Annotated in this window: 20 protein-coding genes; 17 read left to right on the top strand and 3 right to left on the bottom strand. The window is 65.0% G+C overall.

Annotated features, from left to right (window positions below):
• Positions 1–107 precede the first annotated feature (107 nt).
• The 6 genes from KI609_RS21565 to KI609_RS21540 all read left to right on the top strand — a co-directional run bounded on the left by KI609_RS21565 (position 108) and on the right by KI609_RS21540 (position 6,246).
• Entirely contained in the window at positions 108–1,292 is a 1,185-nt protein-coding gene (locus tag KI609_RS21565) for an ABC transporter substrate-binding protein (RefSeq protein WP_226445565.1), read from the top strand.
• A 241-nt stretch (positions 1,293–1,533) separates the two neighbouring features.
• The gene (locus KI609_RS21560) at positions 1,534–2,406 is read left to right on the top strand and encodes a branched-chain amino acid ABC transporter permease (RefSeq protein WP_226445564.1); all 873 of its coding nucleotides are present in this window, start codon (positions 1,534–1,536) and stop codon (positions 2,404–2,406) included.
• Positions 2,407–2,535: 129 nt separating this feature from the next.
• Positions 2,536–3,507: a branched-chain amino acid ABC transporter permease gene (locus KI609_RS21555; protein ID WP_226445563.1), complete on the top strand. Its 972-nt coding sequence runs from the start codon at positions 2,536–2,538 to the stop codon at positions 3,505–3,507.
• A 166-nt stretch (positions 3,508–3,673) separates the two neighbouring features.
• Positions 3,674–4,534, top strand: coding sequence for an ABC transporter ATP-binding protein (locus KI609_RS21550; RefSeq protein WP_226445562.1), 861 nt, complete (start codon positions 3,674–3,676; stop codon positions 4,532–4,534).
• Entirely contained in the window at positions 4,527–5,258 is a 732-nt protein-coding gene (locus tag KI609_RS21545; RefSeq protein ID WP_226445561.1) for an ABC transporter ATP-binding protein, read from the top strand. The genes KI609_RS21550 and KI609_RS21545 overlap by 8 nt, the downstream gene beginning before the upstream one ends.
• 4 nt (positions 5,259–5,262) lie before the next feature.
• Positions 5,263–6,246 (top strand): tripartite tricarboxylate transporter substrate binding protein, encoded by a 984-nt coding sequence (locus KI609_RS21540; protein WP_226445560.1) that lies wholly within the window; start codon positions 5,263–5,265, stop codon positions 6,244–6,246.
• An 86-nt stretch (positions 6,247–6,332) separates the two neighbouring features.
• Here the strand turns inward: KI609_RS21540 and KI609_RS21535 are convergent, their stop codons facing one another.
• Positions 6,333–7,265, bottom strand: a complete 933-nt coding sequence (locus KI609_RS21535) for a LysR substrate-binding domain-containing protein (protein WP_226445559.1) — start codon at positions 7,263–7,265, stop codon at positions 6,333–6,335.
• Positions 7,266–7,558: 293 nt separating this feature from the next.
• Between KI609_RS21535 and KI609_RS21530 the strand changes: the two genes are divergently transcribed.
• The 8 genes from KI609_RS21530 to KI609_RS21495 all read left to right on the top strand — a co-directional run bounded on the left by KI609_RS21530 (position 7,559) and on the right by KI609_RS21495 (position 14,306).
• Positions 7,559–8,218: a substrate-binding domain-containing protein gene (locus KI609_RS21530; protein WP_226445558.1), complete on the top strand. Its 660-nt coding sequence runs from the start codon at positions 7,559–7,561 to the stop codon at positions 8,216–8,218.
• 34 nt (positions 8,219–8,252) lie between these two features.
• A complete protein-coding gene (locus KI609_RS21525; RefSeq protein WP_226445557.1) occupies positions 8,253–9,287 on the top strand; it encodes an amidohydrolase family protein in 1,035 nt (344 codons plus the stop codon).
• A 1-nt stretch (position 9,288) separates the two neighbouring features.
• A complete protein-coding gene (gene ligK / locus KI609_RS21520; protein ID WP_226445556.1) occupies positions 9,289–9,972 on the top strand; it encodes a 4-carboxy-4-hydroxy-2-oxoadipate aldolase/oxaloacetate decarboxylase in 684 nt (227 codons plus the stop codon).
• A gap of 86 nt (positions 9,973–10,058) precedes the next feature.
• Positions 10,059–11,063 carry a Bug family tripartite tricarboxylate transporter substrate binding protein gene (locus KI609_RS21515; RefSeq protein ID WP_226445555.1) on the top strand — a complete coding sequence of 335 codons (1,005 nt, stop codon included), beginning with the start codon at positions 10,059–10,061 and terminating at the stop codon, positions 11,061–11,063.
• 33 nt (positions 11,064–11,096) lie between these two features.
• Positions 11,097–12,026: an amidohydrolase family protein gene (locus KI609_RS21510; protein WP_226445554.1), complete on the top strand. Its 930-nt coding sequence runs from the start codon at positions 11,097–11,099 to the stop codon at positions 12,024–12,026.
• A gap of 4 nt (positions 12,027–12,030) precedes the next feature.
• Positions 12,031–12,471 carry a protocatechuate 4,5-dioxygenase subunit alpha gene (gene ligA / locus KI609_RS21505; RefSeq protein WP_226445553.1) on the top strand — a complete coding sequence of 147 codons (441 nt, stop codon included), beginning with the start codon at positions 12,031–12,033 and terminating at the stop codon, positions 12,469–12,471.
• 2 nt (positions 12,472–12,473) lie between these two features.
• Complete coding sequence (locus KI609_RS21500; RefSeq protein ID WP_226445552.1) at positions 12,474–13,340, top strand: class III extradiol dioxygenase subunit beta; 867 nt, start codon at positions 12,474–12,476, stop codon at positions 13,338–13,340.
• A 12-nt stretch (positions 13,341–13,352) separates the two neighbouring features.
• On the top strand, positions 13,353–14,306 hold the full coding sequence (locus KI609_RS21495) for a Gfo/Idh/MocA family oxidoreductase (RefSeq protein WP_226445551.1): 954 nt from the start codon (positions 13,353–13,355) through the stop codon (positions 14,304–14,306).
• A gap of 78 nt (positions 14,307–14,384) precedes the next feature.
• Here KI609_RS21495 and KI609_RS21490 read toward each other — a convergent pair whose 3' ends face one another.
• Both KI609_RS21490 and KI609_RS21485 read right to left on the bottom strand, forming a co-directional pair.
• Positions 14,385–14,990 carry an ATP-dependent Clp protease proteolytic subunit gene (locus KI609_RS21490; RefSeq protein ID WP_226445550.1) on the bottom strand — a complete coding sequence of 202 codons (606 nt, stop codon included), beginning with the start codon at positions 14,988–14,990 and terminating at the stop codon, positions 14,385–14,387.
• A 134-nt stretch (positions 14,991–15,124) separates the two neighbouring features.
• Positions 15,125–16,438: a flavin-dependent oxidoreductase gene (locus KI609_RS21485; protein ID WP_226445549.1), complete on the bottom strand. Its 1,314-nt coding sequence runs from the start codon at positions 16,436–16,438 to the stop codon at positions 15,125–15,127.
• Positions 16,439–16,692: 254 nt separating this feature from the next.
• Here KI609_RS21485 and KI609_RS21480 point away from each other — a divergent pair, with 254 nt between their 5' ends.
• The 3 genes from KI609_RS21480 (at position 16,693) to KI609_RS21470 (ending at position 18,792) form a co-directional block, all read left to right on the top strand.
• Complete coding sequence (locus tag KI609_RS21480) at positions 16,693–16,938, top strand: hypothetical protein (protein WP_226445548.1); 246 nt, start codon at positions 16,693–16,695, stop codon at positions 16,936–16,938.
• A gap of 158 nt (positions 16,939–17,096) precedes the next feature.
• Positions 17,097–17,708: a YdeI/OmpD-associated family protein gene (locus KI609_RS21475; protein ID WP_226445547.1), complete on the top strand. Its 612-nt coding sequence runs from the start codon at positions 17,097–17,099 to the stop codon at positions 17,706–17,708.
• Between the two features lie 64 nt (positions 17,709–17,772).
• A complete protein-coding gene (locus tag KI609_RS21470) occupies positions 17,773–18,792 on the top strand; it encodes an aldo/keto reductase (protein ID WP_226445546.1) in 1,020 nt (339 codons plus the stop codon).
• Positions 18,793–18,869 lie beyond the last annotated feature (77 nt).

Raw genomic sequence — 18,869 nt, 5'->3', positions numbered from 1 at the left:
CATTTGGTGATACCTGAATGCTCAAATTCCCGCTTGTGCAATAGCGCAGCCCCCGCCAAACTCCGCGCAACAATTGCTGTATACAAAGACTTTCACAGGAGACAACGATGCAAAAACGCCACCTTCTTCGTGCTTCGGCCGCTGCGGCCATGGCATTGGCGACCGGACTGGCCGTGCTGCCCGCATCGGCGCAAGACAATGTGTTCAAGATCGGCCTGATCCTGCCCATGACGGGCCAGCAAGCCACCACCGGCCGCCAGATCGAAGCGGCTGCCCGGCTTTACATGGCACAGAACGGCGACACAGTGGCTGGCAAGAAGGTGCAGCTCATCGTCAAAGACGACACCAGCCTGCCTGACGTGACGCGGCGCATGGCGCAAGAGCTGGTGGTGAACGAGAAGGTCAATGTGCTGGCCGGCATGGGCATCACGCCGTCGGCCATGGCGACCGCACCGCTGGCCACACAGTCCAAAACCCCTCTGGTGGTGATGGCGGCCGCAACGTCCAGCATTACCGAAGCATCGCCGTACGTGGTGCGCACCAGCTTCACGCTGCCGCAGGTGTCGGTGGCGCTGGCCGACTGGGCACCCAAGAACGGCATCAAGAAGGTGGTCACGCTGGTGAGCGATTACGGCCCCGGCATTGATGCCGAGAAATATTTCAACCAGCGCCTGGCTTTCAACGGCGGCCAGGTCACTGAGGCGCTGCGGGTGCCGCTGCGTAACCCCGACTTCGCTCCTTTCTTGCAAAAAGTGCGTGATGCCAAGCCCGATGCCCTGTTCGTTTTTGTGCCATCGGGTGCGGGTGCGGCGGTGATGAAGCAGTTTCTGGAGCGTGGGCTCGACAAGGCCGGCATCAAGCTGATCGCCACCGGCGATGTGACCGATGACGACCAGCTCAACGACATGGGCGACGGCGCGCTGGGCGTGGTCACTTCGCACCATTACTCGGCCGCGCACCCCTCGCCGCAGAACAAAAAATTTGTCGAAGCCTTCGAAAAGGCCAACAAAGGCCTGCGCCCCAATTTCATGGCCGTGGGTGGCTACGACGGCATGCGCGTGATCTATGAAGCGCTCAAGACCACCAAGGGTGCAGGCGGCGGCGATGCGCTGCTGGCGGCCATGAAGGGCCAGGTCTTCGAGAGCCCGCGCGGCAAGGTGTTCATCGACGCGCAGACGCGTGACATCGTGCAGGACGTTTATCTGCGCAAGGTGGAGCGCGTGAACGGCCAGCTGTACAACGTGGAGTTCGACATGATCAAGGATGTGAAGGACCCTGGCAAAACCAAGTAGCCCCCTGAGGCGCTGCGCGCCTTCCCCCTACAGGGGACGCCGCCCCTGCGGCGGGGCGGCCCTTGCACGGCGGCACTGGCCCAGGGCGCGCCCGTAGTTGCGAGCGGGGGTCTCTCTAGATCCACTCGGGCTGAGCCTGTCGAAGCCGAGGCGGGGAGCTTGAGTGCAGCGCCTTGGCAGTTCGTGGCACCTCCACTGCCTCAGTGCGGTAGTCCATTTTTGTCTTCATTGAAGTGTTTTCATGCTGACCATTCTTTTTGACGGCGTTGCCTACGGCATGCTGCTGTTCATTCTGGCGGTGGGTTTGGCCGTGACCATGGGGCTGATGAACTTCATCAACCTGGCGCACGGGGCTTTCGCCATGGCGGGGGGCTACATCACGGTGCTGCTGATGCAGCGGCTGAATGTGCCGTTTCTTGTGTGCCTGCCCCTGGCCTTCCTGGGCTCGGCCTTGCTGGGTGGGGTGCTGGAGCGCACCCTGTACCGGCCGCTCTATCACAAGTCCCATCTGGACCAGGTGCTTTTCTCGATCGGTCTCGTGTTCATGGCCGTGGCCAGCGTGGACTATTTTGTGGGCTCCACGCAGCAGATCATGCAGTTGCCCGAATGGCTCAAGGGCCGCACCGAGATCGGTGAGGGCGCGTTGATGCTGGGCATGGGGCACTACCGCCTGTTCATCATTGCGGTGTGCGCAGCGCTCACTGTAGGCCTGCAATATGTGCTCACCAAAACCCGCTTCGGCAGCCGCCTGCGCGCCAGCGTGGACGACCAGCGCGTGGCGGCCGGCATGGGCATCAACGTGAACATCGTGTTTTTGTCCACCTTTGCCTTTGGCTCTGGCCTCGCGGGCTTGGGCGGTGCGCTGGGCGCTGAAGTGCTGGGGCTCGACCCGAGCTTCCCGCTCAAGTTCATGATCTACTTTTTGATCGTGGTGGCCGTGGGTGGCACCTCGTCCATCACCGGCCCGCTGCTGGCCGCGCTGCTGCTGGGCATTGCCGACGTGGCGGGCAAGTACTACATCCCCAAACTCGGCGCTTTCATTGTGTACAGCCTCATGATCGTGATCCTGATCTGGCGCCCGCAAGGTCTATTTGTGCGCAAGGGAGGCAAATAAATGAAGCACCCCCTGAGCCGCTTCGCGTCTTCCCACCTCTCCTGCGGGAGGGGGACGCACCCGGTGGCCTGGCAAAGCCAGTTCTACGGGTGCACTGGCCTGCGTGCCCACTTCGCCGGACACTGAACAATGACCCCCGCAAACTCTTCCCCTGCCGCAGATTCTTTGCTGCGTGTCCGGCGTTTTCGCTGGTGGGAGCCCCTCTTCTGGCTGCTCGCTTTTGTCGCACCGTTTGCACTCCCCAGCCACGCACTCATCATCAATGAAATCGCCATCGTGGCGCTGTTTGCCCTGTCGCTGGATTTGATTCTGGGCTATACCGGCATCGTCTCCTTGGGCCATGCGGCCTTCTTCGGCCTGGGGGGCTACGCGGCGGCCCTGTTTGCCAAACATGTCATGCCCGACCCGCTGGTGGGTTTGGCGGTGGGCATCGCAGCGGCTGCTGTGCTCGGGGCTTTGGCGTCTCTGACTATCATGCGGGGAACGGACCTGACCCGCCTCATGGTCACGCTGGGCGTGGGCCTCGTGATGCTGGAGCTTGCCAACAAGCTCGACTGGCTGACCGGCGGAGCCGATGGCCTGCAGGGCGTGGTGATGGGCCCATTGCTCGGCCGCTTCGACTTCGATCTGTATGGGCGCACGGCGGCGTGGTATTCGCTGACCGTGCTGGTGGTGTTCTTTCTGATCGCCCGGCGCATCGTGCAGTCACCGTTTGGTGCCACGCTCAAGGCGATCCGCGACAACCGGCTGCGTGCCATGGCCATCGGCATCCCGGTCACCGTCAAGCTCGCGCAGGTCTACACGCTGGCCGCTGCGCTGGCCGGTGCCGCCGGGGCGCTGCTCACGCAAACCACGGGCTTCGCGTCGCTCGACCTGTTCGAGTTTCACCGTTCCGCCGATGTGATGCTGATTCTGGTGATCGGCGGCGTGGGTTGGCTCTATGGTGGCATCCTGGGCGCCATAGGTTTCAAGCTGCTGCAGGACGTGATCTCGTCGGTCACGCCGCAATACTGGACCTTCTGGATCGGCCTGTTCCTGGTGGTGCTGGTGCTGGTCGGACGCGAGCGGTTGTTCCGCCCCTGGAACTGGTTTAGGAAATGAAACACCCCCTGAGTCGCTTCGCGCCTTCCCCCTCTCTCTACGCGCTGCGCGCTAGGGGAGGGGGACGCAGCCAGCGCGGCGGGGCGGCCCTTGCGTGGCTGCCCGCGCAATGCGTCGCGCCAGTTTCACGGGTTGCGTGCTGTGCGCAGTGCAATGGATCACTGACATGAATATCTCTACCTCCACCACCGTGCTATCGGCCCAGGGTCTTGTCAAGCGTTTTGGCGGCATCACCGCCACCAACAACGTCACGCTGAACCTGAAGCAGGGTGCGCGCCATGCGCTCATCGGCCCCAACGGCGCGGGCAAGACCACGCTCATCAACCTGCTGACCGGCGTGCTGGAGCCCACCGAAGGCTCCATCACGCTGGAAGGCCAGGACATCACGCGCCTGGCGCCGCACCAGCGCGTGCAGCGCGGCATGGTGCGCACGTTCCAGATCAACCAGCTGTTCGATACCCTCACGCCGCTGGAGACGCTGGCGCTCACCGTGTCGCAGCAGCAAGGCCTGGGCGGCAAATGGTGGCAGCCGCTGGGCGCGCGCCGCGCCGTCACCGAGCGCTGCGAGCAGTTGCTGGAGCAGTTCCACCTCACCTCCGTCATGGCCGAGCAAACGCGCGTGCTGGCTTATGGCAAGCGCCGCCTGCTGGAGATCGCCATTGCGCTGGCCTGCGAGCCGCGCGTGCTGCTGCTGGACGAGCCCGTGGCCGGTGTGCCGGCGGGCGAGCGTGAGGAGCTGCTGCAGACCGTGGCGGCACTGCCCGCCGATGTGTCGGTGCTGTTGATCGAACACGATATGGACCTGGTTTTCAGCTTTGCCAACCGCATGACGGTGCTGGTCAACGGCACCGTGCTCACCGAGGGCGACCCCGACACCATCGCCAACGACGCGCAGGTGAAGGCCGTGTACCTCGGCCATGGGGAGTCATCGAGTGACGCCGGGCCGCCCCAAGGCACGAGGGCCCCCTTGGGGGGCAGCGAACCACGCGCAGCGGGGAGCGTGGGGGCGGGAGGTTTGCATGTCTAAGACAGAACTCTTGCGCATCGAGGGCCTGAGCGCAGGCTATGGCGAGGCCGTGGTGCTGCAAGGCGTTTCACTGGCCCTGCCCGAGGGTGACACGCTGGCCCTGCTGGGCCGCAATGGCACGGGCAAGACCACGCTCATCAACACGCTGGCCGGCGCCACGCGCCAGCACGCGGGCACGGTGAGCCTGGCGGGCGTGGCGCTGCACAAGCTGCCCCCGCATGAGCGCGCAGCGGCCGGCATCGGCTGGGTGCCGCAAGAGCGCAACATCTTCAAGTCGCTCACCGTGCACGAGAACCTCACGGCCGTGGCGCGCCCGGGCCGCAAAGGCTCGACCGCTCGGCAATGGACGCCCGAGCGCGTGTACGAGATGTTCCCGCGTCTGGCCGAACGCAAGACCAATCTGGGCACGCAGCTGTCCGGTGGCGAGCAGCAGATGCTCGCCGTGGGCCGCGCGCTGGTGCTCAACCCACGCCTGCTGCTGCTCGACGAGCCGCTCGAAGGCCTGGCGCCCATCATTGTGGAAGAGCTGCTGCGCGCCATCCGCCGCATCACGCGCGAAGAGGGCCTGTCGGCCATCATCGTGGAGCAGCACCCCCAGGCCATCCTGGCCATCTCCGACCGCGCGGACGTGCTGGACCGAGGCACGGTGGTGCATGCCGGCACGGCTGCCGAATTGAGCGCGCAGCCCGAGCTGCTCGACCGCTTGTTGGGTGTTGCGAGGTAAGTCTATGGCCGTTGACCGCCGTACCCTTTTTCTCTGGCTGGTCGCCAGCCTTGGCGCTGGTGTGGGCCCTGTGTCTGCTCAGACCCGCTTTCCGTCACGCCCACTGCGCATCGTGGTGCCCAATGCGGCCGGTGGTGCGGCTGACATCACGGCACGCACAGTGGCGCAGAAGATGGCGGGCCCGCTGGGGCAAAGTGTGGTCATCGACAACAAGCCCAGCGCCGGAGGCGTGGTGGCCGGCGACCTGGTGGCGCGCGCTGAGCCAGACGGCTACACGCTGCTGCTGGTGAGCAGCGGCACGGCGGTCAGTGCGGCACTTTTCAGCAAGCTGCCGTTTGACACGCTCAAGGACTTTGCTCCCGTGTCGTTGCTGGCCACCTTTGATCTCGCGGTGGTGGTGCGTGAGGGTGGGCGCTTCAAGACCCTGGCCGATTTGCTGGCGTATGCGCGTGCACATCCGGGCCAGCTCAATATCGGCACCCCCCAGATTGGCACCACGCAGCACCTGGCGGCGGAGCTGTTCAAGGTGACGGCAGGTGTGGATGCGCAGGTCGTCCCCTTCAATGGCACACCGCCCGTCATCACCGCGCTGCGGGGCGGCGAGATAGACGTGATGATCGACATCCTCGGTGGGCTCATGCCCCAGATCGGCGCCAAGGCTTTGCGCCCCCTGGCCGTGATGGGGGCCGAGCGCGCCCCCCAACTGCCTGATGTGCCTGCGTTGCGCGAAAGCGCGGGTCCGTGGACCGGGTTCAACGTGACCTCGTGGAACGGCCTGGCCGTGCCCGCCAAAACACCCGCTGCGGTGGTGGATCGCTTATCGCGCGAGGTGCAGGCCGCACTGGCGCAGCCCGAGGTCAAAAAACGCCTGCTGGAGTTGAACCTCAACGCGCAAGGCAGTACACTTGCGCAATTGCGCGACCGGCTTGCCGCCGATGTGCAGCGCTGGAGCGATGTGATCGTGCGCGCGAAGATCGCCAAACAGTAGCCGTAGCGCAGGGTGGCTGCGACGCGCCACGCGCTGCGGTCCATTTGCAGCCGACGATTTCCAAGTCCGGCAGGCTCCTGGAAGGGTCACGGCGCCCTGTAAAGCGCCTGCAAGGTGGTGCGAATCAGCTCCGCCATCGCCTGCTGCGTGAGTGTGGCGGGGCGCTGTGAGCTCACGGCCAGAAACAGTTTGCTGCGCAAAAGCCCCATGTCGGCACCGTCGACGCTGGCCGCCTGGATCGGCCGGGTGAAAAACACCTCGGGTTTGCCCGACGTGGTGACCGCATTCATGGGCAGCACGGCACAGCCAGCACCATCGGCCACCAGGTCCAGGATGGCGGCCACACCGTCGATCTCCAGGCTGATCTGGGGGCGCTTGCCGCGTGCGGCCAGTTCAGACTCCACGAGCATGCGAATGGAATTGGGCCGTGTGGGGATGACCAGCGGAAAGCGGGGCAGCTCGTCAAGCGCCAGCGGTGCGGGGTCCACCGTGGCCGCCCCTGCGGGCCGCCGCTGCACCAGGAACAGGTCTTCCTCCAGCAGCGCCGTGGTCTCGATGCCCGGCGCGGGCGTGGTGTTGTAGAGCAGCGCAATGTCGAGCAGCCCGGTGGTCAGCGACTCGCGCATGGCCACCGACAGCCCCTCGCTGATGGCCAGCGCCGCGTCGGGCATCTTCACGCGGAAGGCGCGGGTCAGCGGCACGGTCAGCACCTTGGCAATGCTGGGCGGCAGGCCGATGGCCACACGCCCGGCCAGGGCGCCGCGCACGCGGCCCAGCTCCTCGCGGGCGCGTTCCACCTGGTGCAAGATGCCGCGCCCGTGCTCCAGCAGCAGCTTGCCCGCCTCGGTGGGCGTGGCGCCCCGGCCATTGCGCACCAGCAGGTTCTGGCGCAGCTCCACCTCCAGCAGGCGCACCTGGCGGCTCAGGGCGGGCTGGGCAATGTCCAGCACCACCGAGGCGCGGGTAAAGCTACCCAGCTCGGCCACCCGCACAAAGTATTCGATCTGCTTGAGGTCCATGGGGAAATGCTCTCTGCTATTTGCAATAGCTTCACGTCAACGATCACGGAATGATATATCTGGTAGTGCCGGTGCCGCCTTCATGTTTGGGCTGCCGCTGCCCACAATCGGCGGCATGTATACAACTGCACGCACCGCCTGGGCCACCCGCAGCCCGGCAGGAGACAACGCATGACGCAGCCCGTCCAGACTCACGCAAACAAGAATGCATCTCAGGCCCACGCTCTGGGGCGCATTGGTGGCACAGCCCCTGATGTGCGTGAGGCTTTACTGTGATCCGAGGCATTTCTTCCATGGCCACGCGCCAGGTGCTGGCCGATCTGGTGGCCGGTTTTGCGCAGCAATCGGGCACGCAGGCCGCCATCGAATCGGTGGGCGGCGTGGACGCGGCCAAGCGCGTGGCGGCCGGTGAGGCGTTCGACGTGGTCATCCTGGCCTCCGACGCCATCGACAAGCTTTTGGCCGCAGGCCATTTGCTGCCCGGCAGCAAGGTGGACTGGGTGCACTCCGGCGTGGCCGTGGCCGTGCCTGCAGGCGCGCCGCTGCCCGACCTGTCGAACGAAGACGCCGTGCGCAATGCCGTGCTGGCCGCGCCCAGCATCAGCCTGTCCACCGGCCCCAGCGGCGTGGCGCTGAGCAAACTGTTTGAGCGCTGGGGCATTGCCGATCAGATCGCCCCGCGCATGGTGCAGGCGCCCCCCGGCGTGCCCGTGGGCTCGCTGGTGGCCAAGGGCGAGGTGGCGTTGGGCTTTCAGCAACTGAGCGAGCTGCTGCACGTGCAGGGCATCCAGATCGTGGGCCCGCTGCCACCGGCCATCCAGATCACCACCACGTTTTCAGCGAGCATTGGCGCGTTGTCGCAGCAGCCGGAAGCCGCCCGCGCCTTGCTGGCCTACCTGGCCTCTCCGGCCGCTGCCGAAGCCAAACGCAAGCAGGGCATGGAGCCCGCCTGACCGATCACAAGAACACCTTTCAGGAGCACCAAAAATGAGCCTCATCATCGACTGCCACGGCCACTACACCACGGCCCCCAAGGCGCTGGAGAACTGGCGCAATGCACAGATCGCCGGCATCAAAGACCCGGCGGCCATGCCCAAAGTGTCCGACCTGCACATCAGCGACGACGAGCTGCGCGAGTCCATCGAGACCAACCAGCTCAAGCTGATGAAAGAGCGCGGCAGCGACATCACGCTGTTCAGCCCGCGCGCCAGCTTTATGGCCCACCACATTGGCGACTTCAATGTCTCCAGCACCTGGGCGGCCATCTGCAACGAGCTGTGCTACCGCGTCTCCACGCTGTTCCCCGACCACTTTGTGCCCGTGGCCATGCTGCCGCAGTCGCCCGGTGTCGATCCGGCCACCTGCATCCCCGAGCTGGAAAAGTGCGTGCATGAATACGGTGCCGTGGGCATCAACCTCAACCCTGATCCTTCTGGCGGCCACTGGACCAGCCCCCCGCTGACCGACAAGCACTGGTACCCCATCTACGAAAAAATGGTGGAGTACGACCTGCCCGCCATGATCCACGTGAGCACCAGCTGCAACGCGTGCTTCCACACCACCGGCGCGCACTACCTGAACGCCGACACCACGGCCTTCATGCAGCTGATCCAGGGCGACCTGTTCAAGGACTTCCCCACGCTCAAGTTCCTGATCCCGCATGGCGGCGGTGCGGTGCCTTACCACTGGGGTCGCTTCCGAGGCCTGGCGCAGGAGATGAAGAAGCCGCTGCTCGACGAGCACCTGATGAACAACGTGTACTTCGACACCTGCGTGTACCACCAGCCCGGCATCGACCTGCTCAACACCGTGATCCCGGTGAAGAACGTGCTGTTCGCCAGCGAAATGATCGGCGCGGTGCGTGGCATCGACCCCACCACCGGCAACTACTACGACGACACCAAGCGCTACATCGAGGCGTCCAAGATCCTGAGTGCCGAAGACAAGCACCAGATCTACGAAGCCAACACGCGCCGCGTGTTCTCCCGACTCGATTCACGCCTGAAGGCAAAGGGGCTCTGACATGTTTGAACTTGGCGTTGTCTACCGCAACATCACACGCGCTGATCGCGCAGCTGCCGACGGCTTGGCCGCTCTCGGCTCGGCCACCGTGCACGAGGCCATGGGCCGCGTGGGCCTGCTCAAGCCCTACATGCGCCCCATCTACGGCGGCCAGCAGGTCAGCGGCACAGCCGTCACCGTGCTGCTGCAGCCCGGCGACAACTGGATGATGCATGCGGCGGCCGAGCAGATCCAGCCCGGCGACATCGTGGTGGCGGCTGTCACGTCGGAGTGCACCGACGGCTACTTTGGTGACCTGCTGGCCACCAGCTTTCAGGCCCGTGGCGCCCGCGCGCTCATCATCGACGCCGGTGTGCGCGACGTGAAGACGCTGCAGGAGATGAACTTCCCCGTCTGGAGCCGCGCGATCAGCAGCAAGGGCACCATCAAGGCCACGCTGGGCTCGGTCAACATCCCCGTGGTGTGCGCCGGTGCACTGGTCACGCCGGGCGACGTGATCGTGGCCGACGACGACGGTGTGGTGTGTGTGCCCGCCGCCCGCGCGGCCGAGACCCTGGCCGCCGCGCAAAAACGCGAGAGCTTTGAGGGCGAGAAGCGCGCCAAGCTCGCCAGCGGCGTGCTGGGCCTGGACATGTACAACATGCGCCCCGGCCTGGAGAAGGCGGGCCTCAAGTACATCGATTGAGCGGTTTTTCAGTCTTTTGGGCTGCAAGCGCCAGTCAATCATGTGCTTGCAGCTATGTAATTAATAGCAAACAGCTTCTTCTTTCCATGCGTTGTTCCGTGTCTCCCGTTTCTCTCTCCCGCCGTGTGGGCCTGGCCGTGGGCCTGGCCACAGCCCTGGGCTGTGTGCCCCAGTTCGCATCGGCGCAGGCGTTTCCGTCCAAGCCCGTGCGCATCATCACGCCGTTCCCCGTGGGCGGTGGCCCGGACGGCGTGGCCCGCCTGGTGGCCGACAAGTTGTCCAAGAGCTGGGGCCAGCCCGTGGTGGTCGAGAACCGTCCCGGTGGCAACGGCTTCATCGCCATCGATGCGTTCAAGCGCGGCGCCAAGGACGGGCATGACCTGATCGTGCTCGACAACGTGCACCTGGCCGCCTACCCCAGCCTGTTCAAGAAGCTGCCGTACGACACGGCCAAGGACTTCGACACGCTGCTGCCGCTGTTCAAGACCTATTTCTTCTTCACGGTGGCCGCTAACAGCAAATACAAAACCGTGGGCGACATCGTGGCCGACGCCAAGGCCAACCCCGGCAAGCTCAACTACGGCTCCTGGTCCATCGGCAACCCGGTGCACCTGGGCTCCGAGCTGTTTGAAAGCGCCACCGGCACGCAGATGGAGCACGTGCTCTACAAAGAGACCACGCAGCTCTACACCTCGGTCTCCACCGGCGAGCTGTCGTTTGCGCTGGGCAGCGCCGCCACGGCCGGGCCGCTGCAACGTGCGGGCAAGCTGCGCTTTCTGGCCGTCACCGCGCCGCAGCGCCTGGCCAGCTTTCCGGATGTGCCCACCGTGGGCGAATCGGGTGGCCCCAAGGGCTTTGAGGTGACGGGCTGGAACGCCATCGCAGTGCCGCCCGGTCTGCCCGCTGCCGTGACCGACAAGATCCGCAAGGACATCGAGCAGGCCCTGTCCGGCACCGATGTGCAGGAGAAGTTCAAGAGCTTTGGCTACGAGCCCTTCCCCACCACGCGCGCGCAGTTCGCCCAGTTCGTCAAGGACGAGAGCCAGCGTTTTGGTGACGTGATCAAGAAGGCCAACGTGTCCCTCGACTGACCTGCCCCACCCAGCAACCAAGGACCCACGCCCATGAGCGAATTCACTAAGACCCCCGGCTGGCTGGACTGGTACGCCGGCCCTAGCAAACCCCGCTTCCAGGTGCCCGCGGGCGCTGTGGACGCGCACTGCCATGTGTTCGGCCCCGGGGCAGAGTTCCCCTACGCGCCCGCGCGCAAGTACACGCCCTGCGACGCCAGCAAACACCAGCTGTACGCGCTGCGCGACCACCTGGGCTTTGCGCGCAACGTGGTGGTGCAGGCCACCTGCCACGGTGCGGACAACCGCGCGATGGTCGATGCGCTGGTGCACTCCGGCGGCAAGGCGCGGGGCGTGGCCACCGTCAAGCGCTCGGTCACCGACCAAGAGCTGCAGGCCATGCATGACGCCGGTGTGCGCGGCGTGCGCTTCAACTTCGTCAAGCGCCTGGTGGACTTCACGCCCAAGGACGAGCTGATGGAGATTGCCGCGCGCATCGCCAAGCTCGGCTGGCACGTGGTGATCTACTTCGAGGCCGTGGACCTGCCCGAGCTGTGGGACTTCTTCACTGCACTGCCCACCACCGTGGTGGTGGACCACATGGGCCGCCCCGATGTGAACAAGCCGGTGGACGGACCGGAGTTTGAGCTGTTCCTGAAGTTCATGCGCCAGCACCCCAATGTGTGGAGCAAGGTGAGCTGCCCCGAGCGCCTCTCCGTAACTGGCCCCAAGGCCCTGAACGGCGAGCAAAATGCCTACACCGATGTGATCCCGTTCGCCCGCAAGGTGGTCGCAGAGTTCCCCGACCGCGTGCTCTGGGGCACCGACTGGCCGCACCCCAACCTCAAGGACCACATGCCCGACGACGGCCTGCTGGTGGACTTCATTCCGCACATCGCCCCCACGGCCGAGCTGCAGCAAAAGCTGCTGGTGGATAACCCCATGCGCCTTTACTGGCCTGAAGAAGTGACAAAGAAAGGCTGATGCCATGCCACTCGACAAACCCTACCTGGACGTGCCCGGCACGACCATCTTCGATGCGGAGCAAAGCCGCAAGGGCTACTGGCTCAACCAGTTCTGCATGAGCCTGATGAAGGCTGGCAACCGCGAGCGTTTCAAGGCCAACGAACGCGCCTACCTCGATGAATGGGCGATGACCGAAGAGCAGAAGCAGGCCGTGCTGGCACGCGACCTGAACTGGTGCATCCGCCTGGGCGGCAATATCTATTTTCTGGCCAAGATCGGCGCCACCGATGGCAAGAGCTTCCAGCAGATGGCGGGCAGCATGACCGGCATGACCGAAGAGGAATACCGCAACATGATGATCAACGGCGGCCGCTCGGCCAATGGCAACCGCGTGATCGGCGAAGACGGCGACGCACAGGCACACCGCCAGCCACAAGGCGCTGCCGGCAAGAAAGGAAACTGACCATGGCCAAGATCACCGCCTCCGTGTTCACGTCGCACGTGCCTGCCATTGGCGCTGCGCTGGACCTGGGCAAGACGCAGGAAGACTACTGGAAGCCGCTGTTCGCGGGCTACGACTTCTCCAAGCAATGGATGAAGGACAACAAGCCCGACGTGATCTTCCTGGTCTACAACGACCACGCCACGGCTTTCAGCCTGGAGATGATTCCCACGTTCGCCATCGGCACGGCCGCGCAGTTCCAGCCCGCCGACGAGGGCTGGGGCCCCCGCCCGGTGCCCGTGGTGCAGGGCCGCCCAGACCTGGCCGCGCACATCGCGCAGTCGGTCATCCAGCAGGACTTTGACCTCACCATCGTCAACAAGATGGACGTGGACCACGGCCTCACCGTGCCGCTGTCTCTGATGTGCGGCCAGCAAGACCCGAAGACGGGCGCCTGGCCTTGCCCGGTGATCCCGTTCGCCGTCAACGTAGTGCAGTACCCGGTGCCCAGCGGCCGCCGCTGCTACAACCTGGGTCAGGCGATCCGCAAGGCCGTGGAAAGCTACGACGAAGACCTGAATGTGCACATCTGGGGCACGGGCGGCATGAGCCACCAGCTGCAGGGCCCGCGCGCAGGTCTCATCAACAAAGAGTTTGACAACGTCTTCCTCGACAAGCTCATCAACGACCCCGAGGCCGCCGCCAGTATCCCGCACATCGACTATGTGCGCGAAGCGGGCAGCGAAGGCATCGAACTCGTGATGTGGCTCATCGCCCGAGGCGCCATGGCCGATGTGGCCGGTGGCAAGCCACCCAAGCTGGCGCACCGCTTCTACCATGTGCCCGCGTCCAACACCGCCGTGGGCCACCTGATTCTTGAGAACACCTGAAAGGACACACCCATGACCATCAAAGTCGCACTCGCCGGCGCTGGCGCCTTCGGCATCAAGCACCTGGACGGCATCAAGAACATCGACGGCGTTGAAGTCGTCTCCCTCATCAGCCGCGACCTGGCCAAGACCCAGGAAGTGGCCGACAAGTACGGCATCAAGCACGTCACCACCGATCTGAAGGACAGCCTGGCGATCAAGGAGGTGGACGCCGTGATCCTGTGCACGCCCACGCAGATGCACGCCAGCCAGACCATCGCCTGCCTGGAAGCGGGCAAGCATGTGCAGGTCGAGATCCCGCTGTGCGATGTGCTGGCCGATGGCGAGAAGGTCATCGCCCTGCAAATGCAGACGGGCCTGGTGGCCATGTGCGGCCACACCCGCCGCTTCAACCCCAGCCACCAGTACGTGCACAAGAAGATCACGGCGGGCGAGTTCAACATCCAGCAGATGGATGTGCAGACCTACTTCTTCCGCCGCACCAACATGAACGCGCTGGGCCAGGCCCGGAGCTGGACGGACCACCTGCTGTGGCACCACGCTGCCCACACGGTGGACCTGTTCGCCTACCAGGCCGGCAGCCCCATCGTGAAGGCCAACGCCATCCAGGGCCCTATCCACCCCACGCTGGGCATCGCGATGGACATGAGCATCCAGCTCAAAGCCGCCAACGGTGCCATCTGCACGCTGTCGCTCTCGTTCAACAACGACGGCCCGCTGGGCACCTTCTTCCGCTACATCGGCGACACGGCTACCTACATCGCGCGCTACGACGACCTGGTGAATGGCAAGGAAGAGAAGATCGACGTGAGCAAGGTCGATGTGAGCATGAACGGAATCGAGCTGCAGGACCGCGAGTTCTTCGCCGCCATCCGCGAAGGCCGCGAGCCCAACGCCAGCGTGGCACAGGTGCTGCCGTGCTACCAGGTGCTGCACGACCTGGAGCTGCAGCTCAACGCAGGCTGATTGCAAGCCCAATTGGCTGCTGGCGCTTTTATATCAAGCGCCAGCAGCTATGCATTTGATAGTTAGGGGTGCCTGGCATCACCCCTTCAATGCCGCCTTGTGCTCGATGATGCGTGAGACCAGGCCGTAGTCCACCGCCTCTTCGGCCGACAGCCAGCGGTCGCGCTCGATGTCTGCCAGCACCATCTCCAGCGGCTTGCCGGTCTGCCTGGCGATGGTGGCTGCAATCCGCTCACGCGCTTTCACCATCTCGCGCGCCTGGATGGCGATGTCGCTGGCCGGGCCGCCGGCGCCACCGCTGGGCTGGTGGATCAGAAAGCGCGTGTTGGGCAGGCAGAACCGCCGCTCGCGCGGCGCGGCCAGGTAGAGGTGCGTGGCCGCGCTGCCCACCCAGCCGGTGCCAATCATGTTCACCGGCGCAGTGATGAAGCGCACCAGGTCGTGGATCGTGTCGCCCGACTCCAGATGCCCGCCGGGCGAGCTCACCAGCATGTCGATGGGCTCGGCACTCTCGGCATCCAGCGCAATCAGCCGCCGCGCCACATCGGCGGCCAGGGTGTCGGTGATGGTGCCAAAGACCAGCAGGGTGCGGGCCTTGAAGGCTTTTTCTTCCAGGTAAGACGTGCGCGGTTCGGCGCCTTGGGTAGGGGCTGAAGCGGGTGTGGTGGTATCTGGCGTGTCCATGGGGCAAGTCCTTGCGAGTGATAGGACTGCCTTGACGAACGAGACACGCCGGGCGTGACATTTCTCTGCGTTTGCATATTCAGGCCAGCGCTGCATGGCGGACCCACTGGCCCGCACTGCGCCCCTCGGACTGTTCAGCCTGCGGCCGCGCGTTGCCCTGGCGCGATGGTGGGTGGCGCCGCGTTCAGCGTCTCGATCGCAAACCCCGCCGCCGCCTTGTAGCGCGCCATGAAGCCCTCGCGCTCTTCGCGCGGCAGCACGTCGTCGATGTGGTCGAACACACCGCCACAGCGCTCGTCCACCAGCCCCAGCAGACCGAACGGGCCGGAGCCCCGGTTGCGCAGCACCAGCGCCGAGATGTCTTTGCACAACTTGTCGTCGTAGGCGCTCAGCGCCTGCGGGCCCACGCCATGCGCAACGAGCTGCGCCCCCAGCACGCGCGCGTCCACGATGGCCTGGCTGGCCCCATTGGAGCCCACGGGGTACATCACATGCGCCGCATCGCCCAGCAGCGCCACGCGGCCGTCCACCCAGGTGGGCACAGGGTCGCGGTCAATCATGGGGTACTCAAACACATCCTTGGCGCCGCGCAGCATGGCGGGTACGTCCAGCCAGCTGTAGTTCCAGCCTTCAAAGTGGTGAATGAACTCCTCCAGCGCCACGCGCCGGTTCCAGTCGCCTTGCTGCCAGCCGCCCTGGTTGTCCACCGTGATCTCGGCAATCCAGTTGATGGTGGCCAGGCCCGTGGCCGGGTCAGGCGGCGTGATGGGGTAGAACACCACGCGATGGCGCAGCGAGCCCACGCCCACAAACGAAGCACCCGTTCGCACCGGCACTCCCGGCGCGGTGCCCCGCCACATGATGGCGCCGCCCCACTGGATGGGCGGCTGCGTGGGATGCATCTGTGCCCGCACGGCCGAGTGCAGGCCATCGGCGGCAATCAGCAGCGAGCCCGCCACCTCCCGGCGCTCACCGTTGCGGGTTTCGATGACTGCCGTCACGCCCTCCGCATCCTGCCGGTAGCCCACCACGCGTTGCCCCAGTTGCACGGCGCCGTCGCCCAGGCGCTCTTTGACGGCGTTGAACAGCATCATCTGCAGCTGGCCCCGGTGCACCGAATACTGCGGCCAGTGGTAGCCCGCCTCCAGGCCACGCGGCTCGGCGTACACCTCGTTGCCGTTGCGTCCCACCAGCGCCCATTCGCGCGCCTGCAGGCCAATGGTGTCCAGCACGTCGTTGCCAAACCCCAGGTCGTGCAGCTCCCGCACGGCGTTGGGCTGAAGGTTGATGCCCACGCCCAGCGGCTGCAGCTCGGGCACCGATTCAAAGACGATGCAGGGCACGCCGATCTGGTGCAGGGTCAGGGCAGTGGCCATGCCACCGATGCCGCCGCCGGCGATCAGCACGGGGCGGGGCGAAGGGGTGTGTGAAGTAGGTGCGCCAGACATGCCGAGATTGTCCATGCAATGGCCGAAGGGGCTTGGGCCTTTGAGGGAATTTGAGATGCAGGCGCGGATGGCGCTGTGGCGGCCCTCACCGTCCGATGCAGCCCCGGCAGTCGGGATCAGACCCGTGGGACCTAAAATGCGCCCCACCGTCTTTTTTGCTGCCTGCACTTTGGGTTCGGCGAAATGGCCCCCTTCAATCCACAGGCTCGTGCTGGCTTGATGTCGCGCTCTAGCCAAACCCCAAAAGCCCCTCTATGCCCGCGACCGAAATCACAGTGACTGCCGCTGGCAAAGTAGCAGGCCTGGACATGCTGATCCCTACCGGGCAAGAAGGTGCGCACTTCGCACATATCCAGGATTGGCTCACTGCCAAACTCCAGACGAAGAAGGCCGTGCGAGACGTGAGCACACAGGTGCTGGTCAAAGGTATCAAGCAGTGGGCGGCCTTCGAGGAAAAGTCGGGCTCCAAAAAGATCCTGACTGTTTTCAAAATCACCTAGTTTCCAGCCGGAGCCCATCGGTGGAGTCCGTCACCCTGCCGACGGCTTGGTGCCGGGTTTCAGCGGTCTTGCGGTCATTGCGCCGAAGGATCTGGCGGCGGTGAATGCCACGCGAACAGGGGTAGGCATCGCCACAGATGTTGGTAACAATGCCCTGCATGACCTCCGCCACTTTCTTCGCCGCTCCTGAAGCCTTTCGCCGCTGGCTGCAAGCACATGCCGCGCATTGCCCTGAGCTGCTCGTAGGTTTTCACAAAGTCGCCTCTGGCCACCCCTGCATGACCTGGTCCGAAGCGGTGGACGAGGCCCTGTGTTTTGGCTGGATCGACGGTGTGCGTCGGCGCATTGATGAGCACATGTATTCCATCCGCTTCACGCCGCGCAAGCCGTCATCCATCTGGAGCGCGGTGAACATTGCCAAGATGGAGCAGTTGCAGGCCGCGGGCCGCATGACGCCTGCCGGTCTGCAGGCCTTTGCGCACCGCAAGGCCCACAAGTCTGCGATCTATTCGCACGAGCGAGCGGCGCCCGCCGAGCTGCCCGCGCCGCAGCTGCGGGAGTTTCAGCGGCACAAGAAGGCGTGGCAGTTTTTTGAAGCCACGCCGCCGGGCTACAAAAAAACCATGCTGCACTGGGTCACGTCGGCAAAACGGCCTGAAACGCAGGCAGCCCGGTTGGCCCGGCTTGTGGCGGCCTGCGTGGCGGGCGAGCGGCTGGATCTGTGGGCCAAGCGGCTGCCGTCGTCTGCTGCGCCTGCCGTGCTGCCATAGCGCGACCGCTCTCCACAAGCCCGACTGGTCTGGTGGGCTGCCATGCTTGGCGTAAGCTTGCGCCATGCAACAAAGAACCCTTGGACCTTTCAGTGTCTCGGCCATCGGGCTGGGCTGTATGAACCTCTCGCACGCCTACGGCGCACCGGTGTCGGCCGCGCAGGGCGAGCGTGTGTTGCTGGCTGCGCTGGACGCGGGCGTGACGCTGTTTGATACGGCCACGCTGTATGGCTTTGGTGCCAACGAGACGCTGGTGGGCCGCGTGATGAAGCCGCACCGCAGCCGCTTCACGCTGGCCAGCAAGTGCGGTATGCAGGGCGTGGATGTGAATGGCGATGGCAAGCTGGTGCGGGTGATCGACGGGCGCCCGGCCACGCTGCGCCAGACCTGCGAAGACAGCTTGCGCCGCTTGCAGACCGACGTCATCGACCTGTATTACCTGCACCGCTGGGACAAGAGCGTGCCGATTGAAGACAGCGTGGGCGCTCTGGCCGACTTGGTGCGCGCGGGCAAGATCCGCAGCATTGGCCTGTCGGAAGTGTCCGCCGCCACGCTGCGCCGCGCGCATGCCGTGCACCCCATTGCAGCGCTGCAGACGGAGTATTCGCTGTGGACGCGCAACCCCGAGATTGCGGTGCTTGAGGCTTGCCGCGAGCTGGGCACAGCGTTCGTCGCTTTCAGCCCGGTGGCGCGTGGATTTCTGTGTGGTGACCTGCACGATGTCGGCACGTTGGACGCCAAGGACATCCGCCGCGCCATGCCGCGTTTTGCGCCCGACGCATATGTGGCCAACCTGAAGCTGCTGGGTGGCTACATGGACGTGGCGCGCGAGGTGGGTTGCACGCCCGCGCAGCTGGCGCTGGCGTGGTTGCTGCACCGGAGCGAGCACATCATTCCGATCCCCGGCACCACGAGCGTGGAGCATTTGCACGATGACCTGGGCGCGGTGGATGTGCGGTTGAGTGCGGCGGTGATGGAGCGCCTGAACGGCCTCATCAACGAGCGCACCGTGGTGGGCAATCGCTACAACCCACAAAATGCGAGCGAAGTGGATACCGAAACGTTTGAAGACCGCGCGGCGTAAGCGGCGCGGTCTTCGTTGCGTTTATTGATATAGGCCGCAGAAACCGGCGTGGCTCAAGCCAGTGGCCGCCGCGCAAG

This window comes from Acidovorax radicis, assembly GCF_020510705.1.
Taxonomy (GTDB): domain Bacteria; phylum Pseudomonadota; class Gammaproteobacteria; order Burkholderiales; family Burkholderiaceae_C; genus Acidovorax; species Acidovorax radicis_A.
The sequence above is the reverse complement of the archived record's forward strand: the minus strand, read 5'-3'. Positions and strand labels throughout refer to the sequence as shown.

Bases quoted from the DNA above. Each gene is read 5' to 3' on its own strand.
- KI609_RS21480 (WP_226445548.1), top strand. From the start codon at position 16,693: ATGCCCGCGACCGAAATCACAGTGACTGCCGCTGGCAAAGTAGCAGGC.
- KI609_RS21485 (WP_226445549.1), bottom strand. From the start codon at position 16,438: ATGTCTGGCGCACCTACTTCACACACCCCTTCGCCCCGCCCCGTGCTG.
- KI609_RS21490 (WP_226445550.1), bottom strand. From the start codon at position 14,990: ATGGACACGCCAGATACCACCACACCCGCTTCAGCCCCTACCCAAGGC.
- KI609_RS21515 (WP_226445555.1), top strand. From the start codon at position 10,059: ATGCGTTGTTCCGTGTCTCCCGTTTCTCTCTCCCGCCGTGTGGGCCTG.
- KI609_RS21470 (WP_226445546.1), top strand. From the start codon at position 17,773: ATGCAACAAAGAACCCTTGGACCTTTCAGTGTCTCGGCCATCGGGCTG.
- KI609_RS21500 (WP_226445552.1), top strand. From the start codon at position 12,474: ATGGCCAAGATCACCGCCTCCGTGTTCACGTCGCACGTGCCTGCCATT.
- KI609_RS21545 (WP_226445561.1), top strand. From the start codon at position 4,527: ATGTCTAAGACAGAACTCTTGCGCATCGAGGGCCTGAGCGCAGGCTAT.
- KI609_RS21525 (WP_226445557.1), top strand. From the start codon at position 8,253: ATGAGCCTCATCATCGACTGCCACGGCCACTACACCACGGCCCCCAAG.
- KI609_RS21495 (WP_226445551.1), top strand. From the start codon at position 13,353: ATGACCATCAAAGTCGCACTCGCCGGCGCTGGCGCCTTCGGCATCAAG.
- KI609_RS21535 (WP_226445559.1), bottom strand. From the start codon at position 7,265: ATGGACCTCAAGCAGATCGAATACTTTGTGCGGGTGGCCGAGCTGGGT.
- KI609_RS21540 (WP_226445560.1), top strand. From the start codon at position 5,263: ATGGCCGTTGACCGCCGTACCCTTTTTCTCTGGCTGGTCGCCAGCCTT.
- ligK (WP_226445556.1), top strand. From the start codon at position 9,289: ATGTTTGAACTTGGCGTTGTCTACCGCAACATCACACGCGCTGATCGC.
- KI609_RS21510 (WP_226445554.1), top strand. From the start codon at position 11,097: ATGAGCGAATTCACTAAGACCCCCGGCTGGCTGGACTGGTACGCCGGC.
- KI609_RS21555 (WP_226445563.1), top strand. From the start codon at position 2,536: ATGACCCCCGCAAACTCTTCCCCTGCCGCAGATTCTTTGCTGCGTGTC.
- KI609_RS21475 (WP_226445547.1), top strand. From the start codon at position 17,097: ATGACCTCCGCCACTTTCTTCGCCGCTCCTGAAGCCTTTCGCCGCTGG.
- KI609_RS21560 (WP_226445564.1), top strand. From the start codon at position 1,534: ATGCTGACCATTCTTTTTGACGGCGTTGCCTACGGCATGCTGCTGTTC.
- KI609_RS21530 (WP_226445558.1), top strand. From the start codon at position 7,559: ATGGCCACGCGCCAGGTGCTGGCCGATCTGGTGGCCGGTTTTGCGCAG.
- KI609_RS21550 (WP_226445562.1), top strand. From the start codon at position 3,674: ATGAATATCTCTACCTCCACCACCGTGCTATCGGCCCAGGGTCTTGTC.
- ligA (WP_226445553.1), top strand. From the start codon at position 12,031: ATGCCACTCGACAAACCCTACCTGGACGTGCCCGGCACGACCATCTTC.
- KI609_RS21565 (WP_226445565.1), top strand. From the start codon at position 108: ATGCAAAAACGCCACCTTCTTCGTGCTTCGGCCGCTGCGGCCATGGCA.